This is a genomic window from Polaromonas sp. P5_D5 (assembly GCF_054049435.1).
The window spans coordinates 15,707-32,345 of record NZ_JBFUMJ010000007.1; the positions used below are offsets into that span (position 1 = coordinate 15,707).

A 16,639-nucleotide genomic window follows, 5' to 3' on the forward strand; every position below is an offset into this window, starting at 1 on the left:
TGTTCCCTCCTCAAGGGGGCGGCGCCTGAGGCCGGCGAAGCCGGACCCGCGGCCCCTGCTTGCATGGGGCCCCGCTCGCTGTACTCAATGAACTCTTAAGCCCGGCATGAGCCGTGGAACCGGCTTTGCCGGGCCACAGGCGGGCGACCCCCTCGGGGGGCAGCGACCCACACGAAGTGGGGGAGCGTGGGGCCCCTGTTTCTAGTCCAGGGAATCCACGGTGTCGGGGTCGGGCACATCGCCGATCGCCTCGCGCGTCAGCGCGGCCTGGCTTTTGAGCCAGTCGCAAAACGCCAGCACTTCGGGCCGGGCCACATTGCGCGGGCCGATGATCAGCCAATAACTCATCGGAGACTCCATGCGCATTTGCGGCAGCGGCTCCACCAGATCGCCCGAGGCCAGGCTTTCGGCAATCAGTGGCAGCCGCGCCAGCACCACGCCCTGGCCCGTCAGCGTCGCCTGGACCATCTGGTAGGCGTAGTTGAAGTACAGCCAGCGCTTGGCTTCCAGCTTGGGGCTGGCGTGCTCTTCCAGCCAGCGGCGCCAGGTCAGCCATTCCAGGTGCGTCTGATGGGCGTCGCCCGCCTCAATCAAGGTGAACTGCGCCAGGTCGTCAGGTTTCTTCAGGCGCGGCCCGCTTTTAAGCAACCAGGGGCTGATCACCGGCGTGATCTGCTCGCCGAAAAGGCGTATGGCGCCTGGTGGCATGTGGCTGGCCGGGGCGTAACGCAGGGCCAGGTCCAGGTCTGAAATGTCCAGGTCAACAGCCACGTCCGACGCATCAATCCGGATGTCGATGTCGGGGTTGTCGCGCTGAAAGCCCTCCAGCCGGGGGATCAGCCACATCGAGGCAAACGAGGCAAAGGTGGTGAGCGACACGCTCTTGCGCCCGGCGGTCTGGCGTATCTGCCGCACGGCGTTGTCAATGCGCTCCAGCGACGGCGTGACGGCCCGCAGCAAGATGCCGCCGGCGGTGGTGAGCTCCACGGCGCGCGTGTGGCGGTGAAAAAGGCTCACGCCCACGTCTTCTTCCAGGCCCTGGATCTGGCGGCTCACGGCCGACTGGGTGAGGGCCAGCTCTTCCGAGGCAGCGCGGAAGTTGAGGTGGCGGGCGACGGCCTCAAAAGCCCTTAACTGGCCGGCGGAAATCGGCCGGGAGCGCAAGTGTGTTTGTGAATGGAGCATGACAGTGTGGGGGTGAAAAAGGCCAAATAGGGCAATTCGGGCCTAATTGATTGATGCGATTATGGAATCAATAGCTTACCGCGATTTCATTGGACTGTGCAAGCCCGTGGCGAGATGATTCAACCCTCATCACTCACTTTGTGCCTTTTTAGGAGAACACCATGGACCACGCAGCTCACCTCTCAGGAGATCGTTTCTTGCAACAGGCTTCCGATGCCACCAACGGCCATGTGGCCGGCCTGGCGGGCTTCTGGAAACTGGGCGCGGGCCGAGCGCTGACGCTGCGTGCCTCGCAGGCCGGGGTGTTGCGAATTGCGCATGGCCGGGTCTGGGCCACCTTCGACTCCGCCAGCCAGGACATCCAGGTCCGCGCCGGCGACCATTTCCTCAGCCGGGGCGAAAGCCTTTCGCTGCGGGCGGGTGAGTCGCTGGTGATGGAGTCCTTCAGCGCTGGTCACGCTGCTTCCGCTTATTTCAGCTGGGAGCCGGCAACGGCCTGCGCCAAAGTGCCCGAGATGAAAGAGACTTCCGGCTGGCGCGCCGGCGTGATGCAGCCTTTGGGTGACTTGCGTGCCGCCTTCGGCCTGGCCACCAGCGCCCTCGGCCGCCTGGTCCGCGGGCTGGCGATGGGTGCTGTCGCCGCTGTTGAAGCGGTGCTGACCCCCGTTGCCCTGGTGTTCGTCACTGCCCGCGCCCGGCCTCACGTCACCGGCCACGACTTTGACGCCTACAGGGACAATCAGCTCCAGCCGCGCAACTACAACGTGCTGGCCATGTCCAACCTGGTCTAAGCGCAGATAGCCAACAGTTTTACTCCGGGAAAACCGTTTAACCCGCAGTCGCAAGGCTGCGGGTTTTTTTATGGGCGCCTGGTTCGGGGCTTGGCCGTTTTGGCGGTCCTGGTTGCCGGCGCCTTTGGCGTTTTCCTCGCCTTCGCTGTCTTGGGCGCTTTGGTCGCCTTGGCCGCACGCGCCTTCAACGCACACTCCAGCGCTACACGCGCCCACTCCAGCATCACGGCGGGCGACTCCATCGCCTCTTCGGGTGCCGCGTAGTAGTTGAGACTGTGCGGCGCACTGACGCCATTGCGTGTCATTTCATAGGTGAACCGCTCACAGCCATGGGCTTCATACAGGCTGCGGGTCTCCGCATCCGCCTTGAGCCATAGCTTCTCGCCGCCGCCCAGGTCGGCCACCAGGGCCAGCGTCAGTCCCGAGGTGCTGATGCCAAACCCGCCAAACATGCGCCTGGCCGTACAGGGCCCGACGCCTGACAAAAGCTCGCAGCAGTAGGTCGCAAAATCATTCCTGGAAGAGGCCATCGCGCAACCATACCAAACCCGGCGCAATTGTGTTGCGGCGGGCGCAGCGCGCCGTGGCTGTCGCTTTGTTCAAAAAACCGGTGCCTGGCAGATATCGCAGGCGCGACGCGCAAAGACGCGGCGGGCCGCGATAATTTGGGCATGGCTCCAGCTTCCCAGACCCACTCCTTCTCCGCGCCCGGTGTGCGCCACGCCGGGCCGCCGGTCCATGTGGTGGTCATGGGGGTGGCCGGCTGCGGCAAGTCGGCGGTCGGGCGTCTGATGGCCGACCAGCTCGTGTTGCCGCTGATCGAAGGGGATGATTTCCATCCCCCCGGCAACATCCAGAAGATGCAGCAAGGCATTCCCCTCACGGACGAAGACCGCGTTGACTGGCTGCGCCAGCTGGGTGTGGAACTGGCACGCCACCCCGCCGGTGTCGTGCTGACCTGCTCGGCCCTCAAGGCCGCTTACCGCGACAGCCTGCGAGCTGCCGTGCCCGGGCTGCAGTTTGTGCACCTGGCCATCAGCCAGGCCGAATCCCTGCGGCGCGTCTCCGCGCGCCCGGGCCACTTTTACCCACCCAGCCTGGTCGCCAGCCAGTTCGAGGCGCTGCAGGATCCTTCGGCCGAGCCGGGCGTGTTGACCCTGGCCGGGAATGCTTCCCTGGAAGCCCTGGCCGACAGCGCGGTCGCCTGGCTGGAAATCCGCGGGTAGAGCCCTGCCGCCAGGCCTCGCCTGCAGGCCCCGTTTTCTGGCATCAAATTGCCTCGCAGGCCAATCAGGACAAGCGCGAGCAGCTATCAAATAAGTAGCAATCTTGAAAATCGTTTTCGCCGGGCAGGGTATTGGTTTAACTATCCGTAACGCATTACGTTTAAGTAAAATGGCCCAAAACTGGCGCCGGGTTCACTGAACCGCCGGCGCAGCGCCCCAAACACAGGAACCGCATGTCCAAAGCCTTCGCCTCGCAGTCCGATCTCACCGACAAGGTCATCACCTTTGAGCAGCTCAGCGCACATTGCTGGGCTTATACCGCTGAGGGTGACCCCAATTCCGGCGTGATCATTGGCGACAAATTCATCATGGTGAGCGACGCCACCGCCACCCCGGCCATGGCACAAGACCTGATCGCCCGCATCCGCACCGTGAGCGACAAGCCCATCAAATATGTGCTGCTGACTCACTATCACGCGGTCCGGGTGCTGGGCGCCAGCGCCTACCTTGCGGAAGGCGCCACGGAAGTCATCGCCAGCCGGGGCACGTACGAGCTCATCGTCGAGCGCGGCGCGCAGGACATGCAAAGCGAGATGGAACGCTTTCCGCGTCTCTTTCGCAACGCCGAAAGCGTGCCCGGCCTGACCTGGCCGACTTTGGTCATCGACGGCGGCAATCCGGTGAAAGGCGAGGTGCCCGGCAAGCTGGTGCTGGACCTGGGCGGGGTGAAAGTCCAGGTGTGGCACCCGGGCCCCGGCCACACGCGCGGCGACACGATTGCATGGGTCGAAGAAGAAAAAGTGCTGTTCTCAGGCGACCTGGTCGAGTACGAGGCCGGCGTCTACACCGGCGACGCCCAGCTGGAGGAATGGCCCGCCACACTGGAAGCCCTGCGCGCACTGAAAGCCGAAGCCATCGTGCCCGGCCGCGGCGAGGCCATGAAGGGTGCGGCCAACGTCAACAAGGCGCTGGACTATACGAAGCGCTGGGTCGAAACCCTGTACCAGGCGGGCAAGGAAGCCGCCGCCGCCGGCATGGACCTCAAAGCCGCCATGGACCACACCCGCAAAAGCATGGACCCGATCTTCGGCCATGTGTTCATTTACGAGCACTGCCTGCCGTTTGACGTCAGCCGGGCGTTTGACGAAGCCAGCGGCATCAAGAACCCGCGTATCTGGACAGCCCAGCGCGACCAGGAAATGTGGCAGGCGCTGCAGGGCTGAAGCCCGGCGCGTTCAGGAATCCAGGTCCAGCCTGGAAAGCAATCCCACAAAGGCATCGAGCGCGGCTTGGTCGTCCAGGGTTTCCATGCGCTCCAGCACGTCCTCATCCTCGACCAGGCAGTAGCCCAGGCTGAAGCGCCGGAATCGCCGGGCGGCCAGTTCGCCATGGTGCAGAACCTGCATGTTGATGTGGCGGGTGTCCTGGCGGATGCGTTCCAGCAACGTCAGCACCTGTTTCTGGCCGCCCTCCAGTTGTTGGCAAAAGCGCATGCCGTCAAAAATCAGCAGCCCGGTGATGTCCTGCTCCGCGTTGGCCTGGCGGGCCTTGACGGCGATGTTCGCCACGACGCTGAGCGGCGCTTCGGGCGCCAGAGTACTGACATAAAGAACTTCATACAACGTGGGGCTTTTTGGCGTCATGGCGGCAGAATGTAGCGGGCGGTCCGGCTTTTCACAATGTCAAAAGACACAGCCAAATGCACCTAAGATGCTCCTTTTATGAACATTCCAGCGCCAACGTCATCGATTTGTCCGCCTCACTGCAATGCCTGCGGGCTGCGCAGGACCGGGGCCTTCATGCCTGTCAGCGATGGGGAACTGGCGTTCATCGAAGCCTTTCGCACCGGCACCTCTGCAGTGCGGGCGGGCGGCACCATCCTGTATGAACAAAAACCCAACGGCAAGCTCTTCACGCTGTATTCGGGATGGGCCTTCCGCTACAAAACCCTGAGCGACGGCCGCCGGCAAATTCTCAATTTCCTGTTGCCCGGCGACTTCATCGGCCTGCAGCAAAAGTTCGCGGACGGCGCCATGCACGGCATCGAGGCCGTGACGGATGTAAGCCTCTGTGTGTTCCCGCGGGACGGTCTGTGGGAACTGTTTCGCAACCACCCCAGCCTGGGCTACGACATCACGTGGATGGGCGCGCGAGAGGAAGGTATGGTCGATGACCATCTGCTGACGGCCGGCCGGCGCAACGCCACCGAACGCGTGGCGATGCTGTTGATGCACCTGTACCGCAGGCTGGAACGCGTGGGCATGGCCGAAAAAGGCTGGATAGGGTTCCCCATCAACCAGCAACATATTGCCGACGCGCTGGGACTGTCGCTGGTGCATACCAACAAGACGCTCAGGCGGTTGCGCCAGCTGGGCCTGCATGAGATTGAAAATGGGCAGCTCCGGTTGCTCAATACCCGCGCGCTGGAGCGCATTGCCGACTACTACGACACGCCGCCTGCGCACGTCCCTCTACTCTGATTTCATCTGTTTCTGCTTTGGTTCAGGTGTGTAGGCGGTTGCTGACAACAACGCCATGGGGCGGATGACAAACGCGGCGTCCATCCGGTTTTAAGGTGACTCTCTTGCCCGCGATTTGCCCCCCTGCGAAGGGCAGGCCGTGGCGGCGCGCACCAACAGCCACCCAGGAGACGTTCATGAACCACGCACAAGCACCCGGCGCACGCCTGCAGCAGCAGCCGCGCCGTGTTTCCGACCGCCAGCAACAGCAAAGCAGCGGCTCACGCGAGTTCCAGCCGCGCCAGTCAAAGCCGGGCGACGCTCCGGCCGGTCAGATGGGCGAAGGGAGCTATGAAGCCACCCGCGACTACCAGAAGAACATCAAGTCCTATCTCAAGGATGCCGATGTCGCTGCCGACGCGAAGGCGGCGAAACCCGATTCACCCCAGCAGGCGGCAGAGCTGAAAAAAGCTGAGCAGGAAGGCTTGTCCCATTCCAAGGCGCCCGGCAAATAGGGCGGCGTGGGGCGGTTCCGGGGGTCAGGACTTTTGGCTGTTCAAGGCTTTGAAATCCCGCTCATAGCGGTGAAGGTTTTCCACGGCTTTTAAGCGCTGGGCGGGCGTCGTGCTGTTGTGCAGTTCTGCAAATCCCTGGCAAATGTCCTGGGTCAGGCGTTCGAAATAGTCCCGATAAGCGATGTCTGGTGAGTTCAGCGTGCGTTCAAACAGTCCGTTCACGGCGGCCTGCGTTTTCTCGGGTGTGCTGTGGCCGTCAGCCAGCGGGCGCAGGGTTTGCAGGGCATCCTGCTGGCGCCGCAGCCTTTCCCGGTAGGACACGGCGGCGTCAAAGTGGGACGCATCGATCCGACGGCCAATGATGTCCAGCTGTTTTTCTTCCAGCCGCCCGTAAAGCATTTCGGCCCGATTCACCGCCTCTTTGTAGCGTTTTTTGCGGCTCGTTTTGGATGACTCCAGAAAGTCCTCGCGGTAGTCGGCATTGCCTTTTTCAAAACGCTGCTGCAGCTTCTTCATCTGGCTGACGTGGAGCGTGCCCGCCAGCTTCGTCATGAGGGGCTCAGCCTCGTTCGACACCACCAGCAGCTTTCGGCGGAGGTCGGTATACACCGCACAAGCCTTTGCCGTATCCATGTCCTGCGGCATCTGGTGCTGCAGTTTTTGCAGCGTGTCGATATAGCCCGGCAGCTGGGTTTGCCGGTGCCAGGCATGCAGCCTGTCCAGGTCGGCCCTGACCTGCACGCTTTGCGTGTCGGTGAAGTCAAAATGACCGTCCAGATGCCAATACACCAGCTCAGGCGCCTGGTTGTAGGCCAGTTTCATCATCACGTTGCAGCCGGGCAGCGCCGCACCCAGCAGCGCGGCGGCAAGCACACCGATAATCCGTAAGCTGCGTACCAGCCCTGCCCCGGCGGGGCAGGTACGCTTTTCAAATCCTGTCCTTCGAAAATCCAGAGGAAACTTCATGGCAACCCCAGTTGATGTCGTCATCATGGCCGCGGGCAAAGGCACGCGGATGAAAAGCAGCTTACCCAAGGTTTTGCACCGATTGGGCGGGAAGGCTTTGCTGCAGCATGTCATCGAATGCGCTGCGTCTTTGTCAGCGCGCAAGGCGGTCGTCATTACCGGCCACGGCGCGGAGGCTGTTGAGGCCGCCTGCCGGGGCTTTGCGCAGCAGGAAGTGGGCCCGGATTCGAAGGTCAGCCTGCAATTTGCGCGGCAGGAGCCACAGCTCGGCACGGGCCATGCGGTGCAGCAGGCAATTCCCCTGCTGGCAGACGATGGCGTCACCCTGGTGCTGTCGGGCGATGTGCCGCTGACCCAGGCCGCCACCCTGCAGGCCCTGCTGGCGCAGTGCGACGGCCAGCGGCTGGCGCTGCTCACGCTCAGCATGGCCGACCCCACGGGTTATGGCCGTATCGTGCGCGCGCAAGCGCACGCCTCCGAGCCCTTGCGGGCCGGCACCGAAGCCTCGGCCCAGGTACGCGCCATCGTCGAGCATAAAGATGCGACACCTGCCCAGCGCGAGATCCGTGAAATTTACAGCGGCATCATGGCCGTCCCCACGCGCCTGCTGCGTGCCTGGCTTTCCCGGCTGGACAATCAAAATGCCCAAGGCGAGTATTACCTCACCGACATCGTCAAGTTTGCGGTGGCGGACGGCGTGGCCGTTGTGGCGCAGCAGATCACCGACGCGGCCCAGGTGGCCGGCGTGAACAGCCCGGTGCAACTGGCCGAACTGGAACGCGTGTACCAAAGCCGCCTGGCCACGGCGCTGATGGAGCAAGGCGTGCGGCTGGCCGATCCCGCACGGCTCGATGTGCGCGGCACGCTTCGCTGCGGCCAGGATGTGGAAGTCGACGTGAACTGCGTGTTCGAAGGCCAGGTCACGCTGGGCGATGGTGTGCGCATAGGCGCCAACTGCGTGATTGCCAACTGCACCATTGCCGCCGGCGCCGTGATCCATCCCTTCACCCATATCGACGGCGAGAAGCTGGGTGTAGAGATTGGCGAGGGTGCACTGATCGGGCCCTTTGCCCGACTGCGGCCCGGCGCGCAGCTGGGCGCCGAGGTGCACATCGGCAATTTTGTGGAAGTCAAAAATGCCACCCTGGCCAAGGGCGCCAAGGCCAACCACCTGGCTTACCTGGGCGACGCGACAGTGGGCGAACGCGTGAACTACGGCGCCGGCAGCATCACCGCCAACTACGACGGCGCCAACAAGCACCGCACGGTGATTGAAGCCGACGTGCACATCGGCAGCAACTGCGTCCTGGTGGCGCCGGTGACCATAGGCGCGGGCGGCACGGTGGGCGGAGGCTCAACCATCACCAAAAGCACGCCACCGGATTCGTTGAGTGTGGCGCGGGGCAAGCAGGTCAGTTTGCCTAACTGGAAGAGGCCGGTGAAGGCGCCCCGCCAGCCTTGAAGGCGTTTTCTTCGGGTATTCCCGGGGTGGCTTGAATGGCGGTTACGTGACGTAACATATGCCCAGCGGCACTCGCAATGAGGGCCGTTCATTCCAATAAATCAACGAGGGGTTTTTCATGTTTCAACAGCTCAGGCGTGTTGTCCTGTTCACGGGTATTGCCGTGTCTGCGTTTTTGGTGGGTTGCGCGGGCCCGGCACCCAACTATGCGCCGTCCATCGACAACGTCGAGACGCTCAAGAAAATGGACGGCGCGCGCGCCGTGAAGACCGGCGTCATCAGCGTTGCGCCAGACCTGCAGGGCGGCGCCTCGCTCAGCCTTCGCGCCAATACCATGACCTCGCCCGTCGGCAAGAACTATGGCGACTACATCGCCGCGGCGCTGCGCCAGGAACTGGAACTGGCCAAGCTGTACAACCCGCAATCGGGCGTTGAAATCAGCGGCACCCTGCTCAAGAACAACATCGACGCGGGCGGTATGAGCACTAACGCCGGGCAGATAGAGGCGCGCTTCGTCGTGACGGCCAACGGGCAGGTACGCTTTGACAAGGTCAAGCGCATAGAGCGCAAGTGGGAAAGCTCCTTCGCCGGCGCCGTGGCCATTCCGCTGGCGGCCAACAACTACCCGCTGATGGTGCAGTCGCTGGTCGCCTCGCTGGTGACCGATCCCGACTTCGTCAAAGCCATTCGCAACTAAGCCGGGACATCCATCATGAACCGATTTGTTGGCTATGTTTTTTCCGCGCTGGCCTGCGTTGTATTGTTTGGCTGCGCACACCCCATCACCATGAACCCGGACCTCGCGGCGGTCACCTTGCCCACCGGCGCCAGGCCCATCGCAAAAAAAGTGGGTTACCACATCCCTGATGCCTTGCGTTCGGTGGAGGTGACAACACCCGGCGGCGGCGGTGACAAGGTGCGTTACTTCCCGTACCGCGATATCGAACCGGGCTTCTATAAGGCGCTGTCCGAAGCCTTCAGCAGCGTGACCAAGGTTCAAAATACCAAGGACTTCGCGGCGCTGCAGGCTGGCGGTGTTGCATTGCTGATCACGCCGGAAATCACCACCAATTCGTCTTCCGACGGCGCATTCACCTGGCCGCCCACACAGTTCACAGTCAAGCTGGTTTGCACCATTGTCGATGCCGGTGGCAAGCCCGTCGAGACGATACGGGTCAGCGGTGAAGGCGGCGCTACTTTCTCGGAATTCAAGAGCAATTTCTCGCTGGCTGCTGTGCGCGCTTCCAACGACGCGCTGGCCAAGCTGGTCAAGGCGCTGGTCGAGTCGCCCGCGCTGCGCAAGTAAGCACTTTCAGGCCGGCCGGCGGTCGGCCTGAAACCTGGCCCACTTATTTGATGCGGTTGACCAGGAACACCCCAAAAATCGCCAACCCTCCACCGGCCAGCAAACTGATACTCAAGGGTTCCCCCAGAATCAGCCAACCGAGCAGCACGCCAAACACCGGCACCAGGTTGTTGAACACCACGGTGCGTGCCGCGCCCAGTTGGCGTATGCCTTCGTAGTACCAGACAAAAGCCACCGCGGTGCCGAGCACGCCGAGAAACGCCAGGCCGGCCCACACCTCAGGGGTGAATGATTCGGCATGTACGCTGGCGATGTCGCGCAGGGCCAGCAGGCCCAGGAACAGCGTGCCCCAGATGGCGGCCCAGAGCGTGGCCAGCACGGGTGACAGGCCCTGCAACAGCTTGCGGCCCAGCAGGGTGTACACCGCCCAGGCGCACACCGCGCCAAACATCGACAGCTCCCCCTTGCCGAGCGACTGCGCGATTTGCGAAAGGTCGCCTCGCGTGACGACGATCCACACGCCCAGCAAGGCCAGGGCCACGCCCAGCCAGCGCACTGGCGAAAGCCGGTCGCCCAGGAATGCGGCGGCCAGCAGCAGTGTGACCACCGGGTTCAGGGCAATGATGAGTGAGGTGCGGCCTGCCGGCAGTACGGAAAGCGCCGTGAAGAACAGCAGGTTGTAAATAAAGATGCCGGTGGCGCCCAGCGCCATCGTGCCCAGCAGCTGGCGGCGCGACAGCGTCGCGAGTGCGCGCAGGCCTTCTGTGAAATGCAGTGCCACCAGCAGGGCCAGCGTGGCAAACACAAAGCGTATGAAACCTGCCGTGGCGGGCGGCAAGTGGGCGGAGATGACGCGCCCGGCAATGAAGGTGCCGCCCCAGAGAAAGGGCACGCAGGTCAGGCGCAGGTACAGGCCCAGAAGGCTTTTACCAGCCGGTGGAGTCGTAGGAGCGATGCCGGGCAAGGGGGCTGCGGTGGAGGATGCGGCGGTGGCTGTAGCGGTCATGCGGTTTTTGTTGGAAAAAAGGCTGGCATCAGTTAGATTGATGCATGAGATTAACTGCAATTTGGCTCACCATCAAATGAGTGTTTGCTCATCATCGCCTGCATGCAGCCTTAACTTTTTTTGAACCGGCCATGACACTCGCCCAACTTGAAGTCCTGATCACTCTCGATGAATGCCGCAGCTTTTCACGCGCGGCCATGCGGCTGGGCACAACGCAGTCGGCCGTCAGCCATGCGCTGCGCGCGCTCGAAACGCAGTTCGGCGTCAAGCTCGCGCAACGCGACGCTTCCGGCGTGGCCATGACGGATGCCGGTGAGCGCCTGCTGTTGCGCGCCCGCGAAATGACCGCCCTGGCCGCCACCATGACGCAGGAGCTCGGCGACGCCCGTGAGCTGAAAACCGGCACGCTGCGCATCGGCTCGTTTGGGCCCACGTCCACCGTCAACCTGCTGCCGCCATTGCTGGCTGCCTTTAAAAAGCGCCATCCGGGCGCGCAGGTGCGCATTGAAGAGGAAAGCGACGAAGTGGTGGACGACTGGCTGCTGCAAAAGCGGGTGGAACTCGGTTTTGTCGTTGTGCCCGACGAGCGCTTTGAGGTGCTGCCGCTGGTGCAGGACGAGTTTGTCGCCATCCTGCCGGCCAAACACCCACTGGCCAAACACAAGGCCGTGCCGGTTACCGCTCTGACGGGGCTGGACTTTGTGCTGACGGAGGCCGGCTGCGGCCCGGTCATTGTGCCCATCCTGCAGAAAAACATCGCGCTGCCCAAGGTGCTGTATCACTTCACGCAGATCATTTCCATCCTGCAATTTGTGCAACAGGGTTTGGCGGTATCGGTAGCTGCCCGCCTCGCGCTGCCCGACGCACCCAGGGGCGTGGTGTACCGGCCCCTGTCACCGCCGCAGCCGCGCACGGTCGGCCTGGCCTGCCTGGATGTGGCCAAACTCTCGCCGCTGGCACGCGCCTTCTGGAACACCGCCCGTGAAGGGGCCAGGGTGTACTGAGTCAGTTTGCTACTTATTTGATAGCTGCTTGCGCTTGTCCTGATTGGATTTCAGCCGGTTTCTTTCTAAATCAATGAGGGTTGCATAGGGGCTTTTCTGCCGGCTTGCCCGGCACCGCGCCGCCGGTGCTCACGAGTGGGCCCATCAAGTACCATCAGCCCATTCCGCAGGCTGGCGCGCGACATCGCAGCACGGAAAACAACAGGGAGGCCGGGGTCATGATTATCTGGAGCATTGTTTGGGGTGCCGTGCTGGGCTGGTTCTGGCCGGGCTATGGCGATTTCGGTGTTTTTCTGGGGGGCTTCCTCGGTTTGTTCGCCGGCCTCTCCTTGCGTTGGGCCGTGCGAGCCGAAGTCGAGGCTGCACACAAAAAGCATGCGCCGCAGGTGAGGGCGGCGACCGCATCGGCACAGCATCCGCCTGCCATGCCGCGCGGCAGCATCCAGGCCACGGAGGATGACGGCGGTTTCAGGGAGTTTGAAAACGCCGCTCCTTCGCCCGTTGCCCAGCTTCCTGCACGTGCACCTGCTGCGCCGCAAACCATGGCGCCAGCGGCCGCCAGCGCTCTCAGTGCCGTCAGCAATGAAGAGGCATCCCTGCAAGAAGACCTGGCCCCGAACGGCCTGCCGCGCGGTCAGGCCGCCCCCGCCAGCCGGCCGACATACACACCGGCCCAGCCCAATGCCATCGAGCTGGCCCTGATTGCCGGCAAAAACTGGTTCCTGGGCGGCAACACCATCGTGCGGGTCGGGCTGGTCATTTTGTTCATCGGCCTGTCGTTCCTGGCGCGCTACGCGGCATCGGCCGGGCTCTTCCCGGTGGAGTTTCGCCTGACGGCCATCGCTGCCGCGGCGATCGCGCTGCTGGCCGTGGGTTTTCGCAAGCGCACGGAAAAGCCCGGCTTTGCACTCGCTCTGCAGGGCGCCGGCGTGGCGGTGATGTACCTCACGGTGTTTGCGGCCTTCCGCATGTACGGCTTGCTGGAGCCGCTGCCGGCCTTTGGTTTGATGATTGTGGTGTGCGCGCTCAGCTGCGCGCTGGCATTGCTGCAGAACTCGCGTGCGCTGGCGGTGGCGGCCTTCGCCGGTGGTTTTGCCGTGCCGATTCTGCTGTCGACAGGGCAGGGCAGCCATGTGGGTCTCTTCAGCTATTACTCGGTGCTGAACCTGGCCATTCTGTTCATTGCCTGGAAGCGCTCATGGCGCATCCTGAACGTGGTGGGTTTTATCGCTACCTTCGGCGTGGCCACTGCCTGGGGTGTTCTCAAGTACACGCCAGAGCATTACGCCAGCACCCAGCCCTTCCTCATCGGCTTTGTACTGATCTATCTTTTTGCCGCCATCCTCTATGCGCGCAACACACCCACGAAGCTCGGCAACGCCGTCGACACCATGCTGGTGTTCGGCACACCGCTGGTGGGCTTCGGCCTTCAGGCCGGGCTGGTGCGCACCATGGAACTGGGCACGGCCTTTTCGGCGCTGGGCTTTGCCGCGCTGTACCTGGTGACGGCGATGGTGCTGGTGCGCCGGGCGCTGTCCAGCTACCGCCTGCTGATTGAATGCTTTATTGCCGTGGGTGTGGGTTTTGCCACGCTGGCGGTGCCGCTGGCACTCGATGCAAAGTGGACCTCGGCTGTCTGGGCGCTCGAAGGTGCGGGCGCGTTCTGGGTCGGCATGCGGCAGGCGCGCTGGATGCCGCGCGCTTTCGGCTTGCTGCTGCAGGGCGTGGCCGCCATGGCGTTTTTGGGCGGGCTTGATGACGCGGGCGCACTGGGCAACCCTGTCTCGGCCATTCCTTTCGGCAACCCGGCCTTTATCGGCGCCATGTTGATCGCGCTGCCGGCGCTGCAGCTGGCGTGGTGGCTGCGCCGGCCCCTGCCGCACAGCGAGTCTTCGTGGGCCAAGGCCTATGCCGGCGTGGAGTCGCAGCTCAGCATTCCTGTTTACCTCTACGGCTTTTTCTTCTGGTGCCTGGCCTGGTTGCTGGAAATCAACCGCCGCGTGCCCGCGCTGGAGGCTGATGCCTTTCCTCAGCAGGCTTTTAGCGACCGCACCACCGGCCTGCTGATGATGCTGGCGGTGGTGGCCAGCGCGGCCTTGTCGATGGTGCTCGGCCTGAAGAAGCAGTGGGCGGTGGCGACCTGGCCCGCACGCATCACCGTGGGTGTGCTGGCGCTGGGTTATGTGGCGCAGGCGGGCCAAGGCTACCGCGTGCTTGCTACGCCGGCGTGGGCCGTGTGGCCGGCGGTGCTGGTGCTGCATTACTGGATGCTGCGGCAGACGGACCGCCAGGCGCTGGCGCAGGCTACGTCCACGGGCGCCTCTCAGTCGCCCTATGGTTTCCTGCACGCCGCAAGCGCATGGCTGGTGACCTTCCTCCTTGCAGACTGCCTGTGGTCGGGTATCGGCAAGGCCGAGCTTTGGCGCACTTCGTGGGCCGGCGTGGTCTTGCTGGTCAGCGCCATCGCGGTGCTGATGCTGCTGGCGGTCTGGGCGGGGCGGGCCAACAGCGCGGCCCTGCGACAGGGCGCGAAGTGGCCTCTCAATCCGCATGCCCAGGCTTACTACTGGTATGCAGCCTTGCCGCTGGCGGTGCTGGTGTTCTGGGGGGCTCTCGCTGCCGCCGTCACTTCCTCGGGCCGTACCGCGCCCCTGCCTTACATCCCGCTGCTCAACCCGACCGACCTGACGCTCGCGCTTGCGCTGGGCAGCCTGGTGTTCTGGCGCCGCGTGCTGGTGACGGCCGCGCCGCCGCCGGGCAATGCGGGGTGGGTCACCGGCCGCAATGCGCTGGTGGCTTTGGCCTTGCTGGTGTTTGTCGCCGTCAATACCGTGTGGCTGCGCATCGCCCACCATTTCTTCGGCGTGCGCTGGGATGCCGACGCGCTGTTCGGCAGCTTCGTGGTGCAAACCGGTTACGCCATTTTGTGGACGCTGCTGGCCCTGAGCCTGATGGTGCTGGCGCACCGGCGCGTGCAGCGGCCGCTGTGGCTGGTGGGCGCAGGCCTGCTGGGCCTGGTGGTCGTCAAGCTGCTGTTGATTGACCTGTCGAACGCCGGCGGTGCGGAGCGCATCATCGCGTTCATCGTGGTGGGTGTGCTGATGCTGGTGGTGGGCTACTTTGCGCCGCTGCCGCCCAAGGCCGCTGTTGCTGCCACTTCGGAAGATCTCTTGCCCGCGGGTGCGGGTGACCTGAAAGAAGCCCAGTCATGAAAATCAACCAACGCTTTTTAACGCTGGCGCTGTCCGCCGGACTCGCAACCCCGCTGCTGGTGCAGGCCGCCGACGCCGCGGATGCCGGCAGCGCCAAATCGTATGCCGTTCGCATACCCGTCACGCTGGCGCCCGACGCGCCGCTGCAGCGGCTGCTGGTGCCTGCCGAGGCCCTGGTGCGGCTGCAAAGTGCCGGTTATGGCGACCTGCGCCTCTTCAACGCGGCGGGTCAGCCGGTGCCCATGGCGCTGGCCAATGTTGCCGCGGAAACGGCGACGCAGGAGCAGCAGGTCAAGCTCACGGCGTACCCCATTCTGGGTGCCGCAGGCGCTGCCGGCCTGGAAGGCCTGTCGCTGCGCATTGAAGAGCGGCAGGGCCGGCGCGTGGTGCAGCTCAACACGGGCAGCGGCGCAAACACCGCGGGTGCAGCTTCATCGCAAAAAGTGCTGGGCGCGCTGCTCGACACACGCAGCGTCAATGCGCCTGCCGCCCGCATGACGCTGGACGCCGACCTGCCGGTCGGCCAGCCCGTCAGCTTTAATGTGCAGGCCAGCAAGGACCTGAAGAACTGGCGGCCCCTGGCCGACACCGTGCTGTACCGCGCCGATGCTTCTGCCAAAGCCGCGAGCCTGGGCGACAACAGCCTTGCGCTTTCCATGGCGGATTTGAAAGACCAGTACCTGCGCATCACCTGGGGCGACGCCGCCGTCACCCTGCGCGGCGCCACGCTGGTCACGTCCCGCAGCACGGCCCTGCGCCAGCGTGTGGGCGCCACCATGACCACGCCGGTGCTGACGAATCCCCATGAGCTGACTTTTGCGTTGCCCTTTGCCACGCCTGTTGCCGCTTTAAAGATCACGCCGCAAGGCAGCAATGTGCTGGTGCCCATCCGCGTGCTGGGCCGTAATGACCGCAACCAGCCCTGGGCTTTGCTGGCCAGCGCCGTGGTCTACCGGATGACAACCGCAGGTAAAGAGCAAACCAGCGGGCCGGTCGAATTGCAGGGCTCATCAGTGCGCGAAATGAAGATCGAAGCCGACCTCAAAACGCCGGGGTTTGCCGCCGCGCCTGAAATCGTCCTGCAGTTTGAACCGGCGCAACTCATCTTTCTGGCCAGCGGGCAGGGCCCTTTCACCCTGGCTGCGGGCCTGGCCAGCGCAACGGGCGCAGCAGGCGCTTTTCTGCCCATGGCCAGCCTGATTCCTGGCTATAAGGCGCAACAGGAAAACGCCTTGCCTGTCGCCCAGGCCGACGTGTCCAAAGCAGACGTCACCGGTGGCAGTGCCGGTGCGGCCGGCCCGCTGGTGGCGGCGCAGCCCCCCAGCCAGGGCATGCCCACACGCAGCCTGGTGTTGTGGGGCGTCTTGCTGGCGGGCGCGCTGGCGCTGGGGCTGATGGCGTGGGTGCTGCTCAGGCAAACCCGGCAAGGCCCCGGACCGGCCCCATAAGGTCTTGCGGCGGGTGGTGGGTGCTGACGGAGTCGCTGATGTGCTATTGTTTTGATAGC

The 16,639-nt window shown here is 63.9% G+C and carries 16 protein-coding genes; 11 read left to right on the forward strand and 5 right to left on the reverse strand.

Annotation, left to right across the window (positions count from 1 at the left end; genetic code table 11):
* Positions 1-201: 201 nt before the first annotated feature.
* Complete coding sequence (locus ACXJKE_RS20715; protein WP_457282474.1) at positions 202-1,185, reverse strand: LysR substrate-binding domain-containing protein; 984 nt, start codon at positions 1,183-1,185, stop codon at positions 202-204.
* Between the two features lie 161 nt (positions 1,186-1,346).
* Here ACXJKE_RS20715 and ACXJKE_RS20720 point away from each other — a divergent pair, with 161 nt between their 5' ends.
* On the forward strand, positions 1,347-1,976 hold the full coding sequence (locus ACXJKE_RS20720; RefSeq protein ID WP_457282475.1) for a DUF2917 domain-containing protein: 630 nt from the start codon (positions 1,347-1,349) through the stop codon (positions 1,974-1,976).
* Positions 1,977-2,044: 68 nt separating this feature from the next.
* Here ACXJKE_RS20720 and ACXJKE_RS20725 read toward each other — a convergent pair whose 3' ends face one another.
* Complete coding sequence (locus ACXJKE_RS20725; RefSeq protein ID WP_457282476.1) at positions 2,045-2,506, reverse strand: TfoX/Sxy family protein; 462 nt, start codon at positions 2,504-2,506, stop codon at positions 2,045-2,047.
* Positions 2,507-2,647: 141 nt separating this feature from the next.
* Between ACXJKE_RS20725 and ACXJKE_RS20730 the strand changes: the two genes are divergently transcribed.
* Complete coding sequence (locus tag ACXJKE_RS20730) at positions 2,648-3,202, forward strand: gluconokinase (RefSeq protein ID WP_457282477.1); 555 nt, start codon at positions 2,648-2,650, stop codon at positions 3,200-3,202.
* 233 nt (positions 3,203-3,435) lie between these two features.
* Positions 3,436-4,425, forward strand: a complete 990-nt coding sequence (locus tag ACXJKE_RS20735; protein WP_457282478.1) for an MBL fold metallo-hydrolase — start codon at positions 3,436-3,438, stop codon at positions 4,423-4,425.
* Positions 4,426-4,437: 12 nt separating this feature from the next.
* Here ACXJKE_RS20735 and ACXJKE_RS20740 read toward each other — a convergent pair whose 3' ends face one another.
* A complete protein-coding gene (locus ACXJKE_RS20740; protein WP_457282479.1) occupies positions 4,438-4,845 on the reverse strand; it encodes a BLUF domain-containing protein in 408 nt (135 codons plus the stop codon).
* A gap of 78 nt (positions 4,846-4,923) precedes the next feature.
* Here ACXJKE_RS20740 and ACXJKE_RS20745 point away from each other — a divergent pair, with 78 nt between their 5' ends.
* Together ACXJKE_RS20745 and ACXJKE_RS20750 are read left to right on the forward strand one after the other, a co-directional pair.
* Positions 4,924-5,682 carry a Crp/Fnr family transcriptional regulator gene (locus ACXJKE_RS20745; protein WP_457282480.1) on the forward strand — a complete coding sequence of 253 codons (759 nt, stop codon included), beginning with the start codon at positions 4,924-4,926 and terminating at the stop codon, positions 5,680-5,682.
* 176 nt (positions 5,683-5,858) lie between these two features.
* Positions 5,859-6,176 (forward strand): hypothetical protein, encoded by a 318-nt coding sequence (locus tag ACXJKE_RS20750; RefSeq protein WP_457282481.1) that lies wholly within the window; start codon positions 5,859-5,861, stop codon positions 6,174-6,176.
* Between the two features lie 24 nt (positions 6,177-6,200).
* On the opposite strand, the gene ACXJKE_RS20755 is transcribed toward ACXJKE_RS20750, so the two are convergent.
* The gene (locus tag ACXJKE_RS20755) at positions 6,201-7,049 is read right to left on the reverse strand and encodes a DUF6279 family lipoprotein (protein ID WP_457282482.1); all 849 of its coding nucleotides are present in this window, start codon (positions 7,047-7,049) and stop codon (positions 6,201-6,203) included.
* Between the two features lie 91 nt (positions 7,050-7,140).
* Between ACXJKE_RS20755 and glmU the strand changes: the two genes are divergently transcribed.
* The 3 genes from glmU (at position 7,141) to ACXJKE_RS20770 (ending at position 9,910) form a co-directional block, all read left to right on the forward strand.
* Positions 7,141-8,604, forward strand: coding sequence for a bifunctional UDP-N-acetylglucosamine diphosphorylase/glucosamine-1-phosphate N-acetyltransferase GlmU (glmU, locus tag ACXJKE_RS20760; RefSeq protein WP_457282483.1), 1,464 nt, complete (start codon positions 7,141-7,143; stop codon positions 8,602-8,604).
* A 118-nt stretch (positions 8,605-8,722) separates the two neighbouring features.
* Positions 8,723-9,301: a hypothetical protein gene (locus ACXJKE_RS20765; protein ID WP_457282484.1), complete on the forward strand. Its 579-nt coding sequence runs from the start codon at positions 8,723-8,725 to the stop codon at positions 9,299-9,301.
* A gap of 15 nt (positions 9,302-9,316) precedes the next feature.
* Entirely contained in the window at positions 9,317-9,910 is a 594-nt protein-coding gene (locus tag ACXJKE_RS20770) for a hypothetical protein (RefSeq protein ID WP_457282485.1), read from the forward strand.
* A gap of 43 nt (positions 9,911-9,953) precedes the next feature.
* On the opposite strand, the gene ACXJKE_RS20775 is transcribed toward ACXJKE_RS20770, so the two are convergent.
* Positions 9,954-10,916, reverse strand: a complete 963-nt coding sequence (locus tag ACXJKE_RS20775) for a DMT family transporter (protein ID WP_457282486.1) — start codon at positions 10,914-10,916, stop codon at positions 9,954-9,956.
* Between the two features lie 131 nt (positions 10,917-11,047).
* Here ACXJKE_RS20775 and ACXJKE_RS20780 point away from each other — a divergent pair, with 131 nt between their 5' ends.
* From ACXJKE_RS20780 to ACXJKE_RS20790, 3 genes are all read left to right on the forward strand, one after another.
* The gene (locus ACXJKE_RS20780; RefSeq protein ID WP_457282487.1) at positions 11,048-11,920 is read left to right on the forward strand and encodes a LysR family transcriptional regulator; all 873 of its coding nucleotides are present in this window, start codon (positions 11,048-11,050) and stop codon (positions 11,918-11,920) included.
* A 218-nt stretch (positions 11,921-12,138) separates the two neighbouring features.
* Positions 12,139-15,132: a DUF2339 domain-containing protein gene (locus tag ACXJKE_RS20785; RefSeq protein WP_457282488.1), complete on the forward strand. Its 2,994-nt coding sequence runs from the start codon at positions 12,139-12,141 to the stop codon at positions 15,130-15,132.
* On the forward strand, positions 15,129-16,580 hold the full coding sequence (locus ACXJKE_RS20790) for a DUF3999 domain-containing protein (RefSeq protein ID WP_457282489.1): 1,452 nt from the start codon (positions 15,129-15,131) through the stop codon (positions 16,578-16,580). The genes ACXJKE_RS20785 and ACXJKE_RS20790 overlap by 4 nt, the downstream gene beginning before the upstream one ends.
* Positions 16,581-16,639: the final 59 nt, after the last annotated feature.

Coding starts and splice junctions, on each gene's coding strand:
- ACXJKE_RS20725 (WP_457282476.1), bottom strand. CDS start 2,506: ATGGCCTCTTCCAGGAATGATTTTGCGACCTACTGCTGCGAGCTTTTG.
- ACXJKE_RS20750 (WP_457282481.1), top strand. CDS start 5,859: ATGAACCACGCACAAGCACCCGGCGCACGCCTGCAGCAGCAGCCGCGC.
- ACXJKE_RS20715 (WP_457282474.1), bottom strand. CDS start 1,185: ATGCTCCATTCACAAACACACTTGCGCTCCCGGCCGATTTCCGCCGGC.
- ACXJKE_RS20770 (WP_457282485.1), top strand. CDS start 9,317: ATGAACCGATTTGTTGGCTATGTTTTTTCCGCGCTGGCCTGCGTTGTA.
- ACXJKE_RS20775 (WP_457282486.1), bottom strand. CDS start 10,916: ATGACCGCTACAGCCACCGCCGCATCCTCCACCGCAGCCCCCTTGCCC.
- ACXJKE_RS20730 (WP_457282477.1), top strand. CDS start 2,648: ATGGCTCCAGCTTCCCAGACCCACTCCTTCTCCGCGCCCGGTGTGCGC.
- ACXJKE_RS20740 (WP_457282479.1), bottom strand. CDS start 4,845: ATGACGCCAAAAAGCCCCACGTTGTATGAAGTTCTTTATGTCAGTACT.
- glmU (WP_457282483.1), top strand. CDS start 7,141: ATGGCAACCCCAGTTGATGTCGTCATCATGGCCGCGGGCAAAGGCACG.
- ACXJKE_RS20735 (WP_457282478.1), top strand. CDS start 3,436: ATGTCCAAAGCCTTCGCCTCGCAGTCCGATCTCACCGACAAGGTCATC.
- ACXJKE_RS20785 (WP_457282488.1), top strand. CDS start 12,139: ATGATTATCTGGAGCATTGTTTGGGGTGCCGTGCTGGGCTGGTTCTGG.
- ACXJKE_RS20790 (WP_457282489.1), top strand. CDS start 15,129: ATGAAAATCAACCAACGCTTTTTAACGCTGGCGCTGTCCGCCGGACTC.
- ACXJKE_RS20745 (WP_457282480.1), top strand. CDS start 4,924: ATGAACATTCCAGCGCCAACGTCATCGATTTGTCCGCCTCACTGCAAT.
- ACXJKE_RS20780 (WP_457282487.1), top strand. CDS start 11,048: ATGACACTCGCCCAACTTGAAGTCCTGATCACTCTCGATGAATGCCGC.
- ACXJKE_RS20720 (WP_457282475.1), top strand. CDS start 1,347: ATGGACCACGCAGCTCACCTCTCAGGAGATCGTTTCTTGCAACAGGCT.
- ACXJKE_RS20765 (WP_457282484.1), top strand. CDS start 8,723: ATGTTTCAACAGCTCAGGCGTGTTGTCCTGTTCACGGGTATTGCCGTG.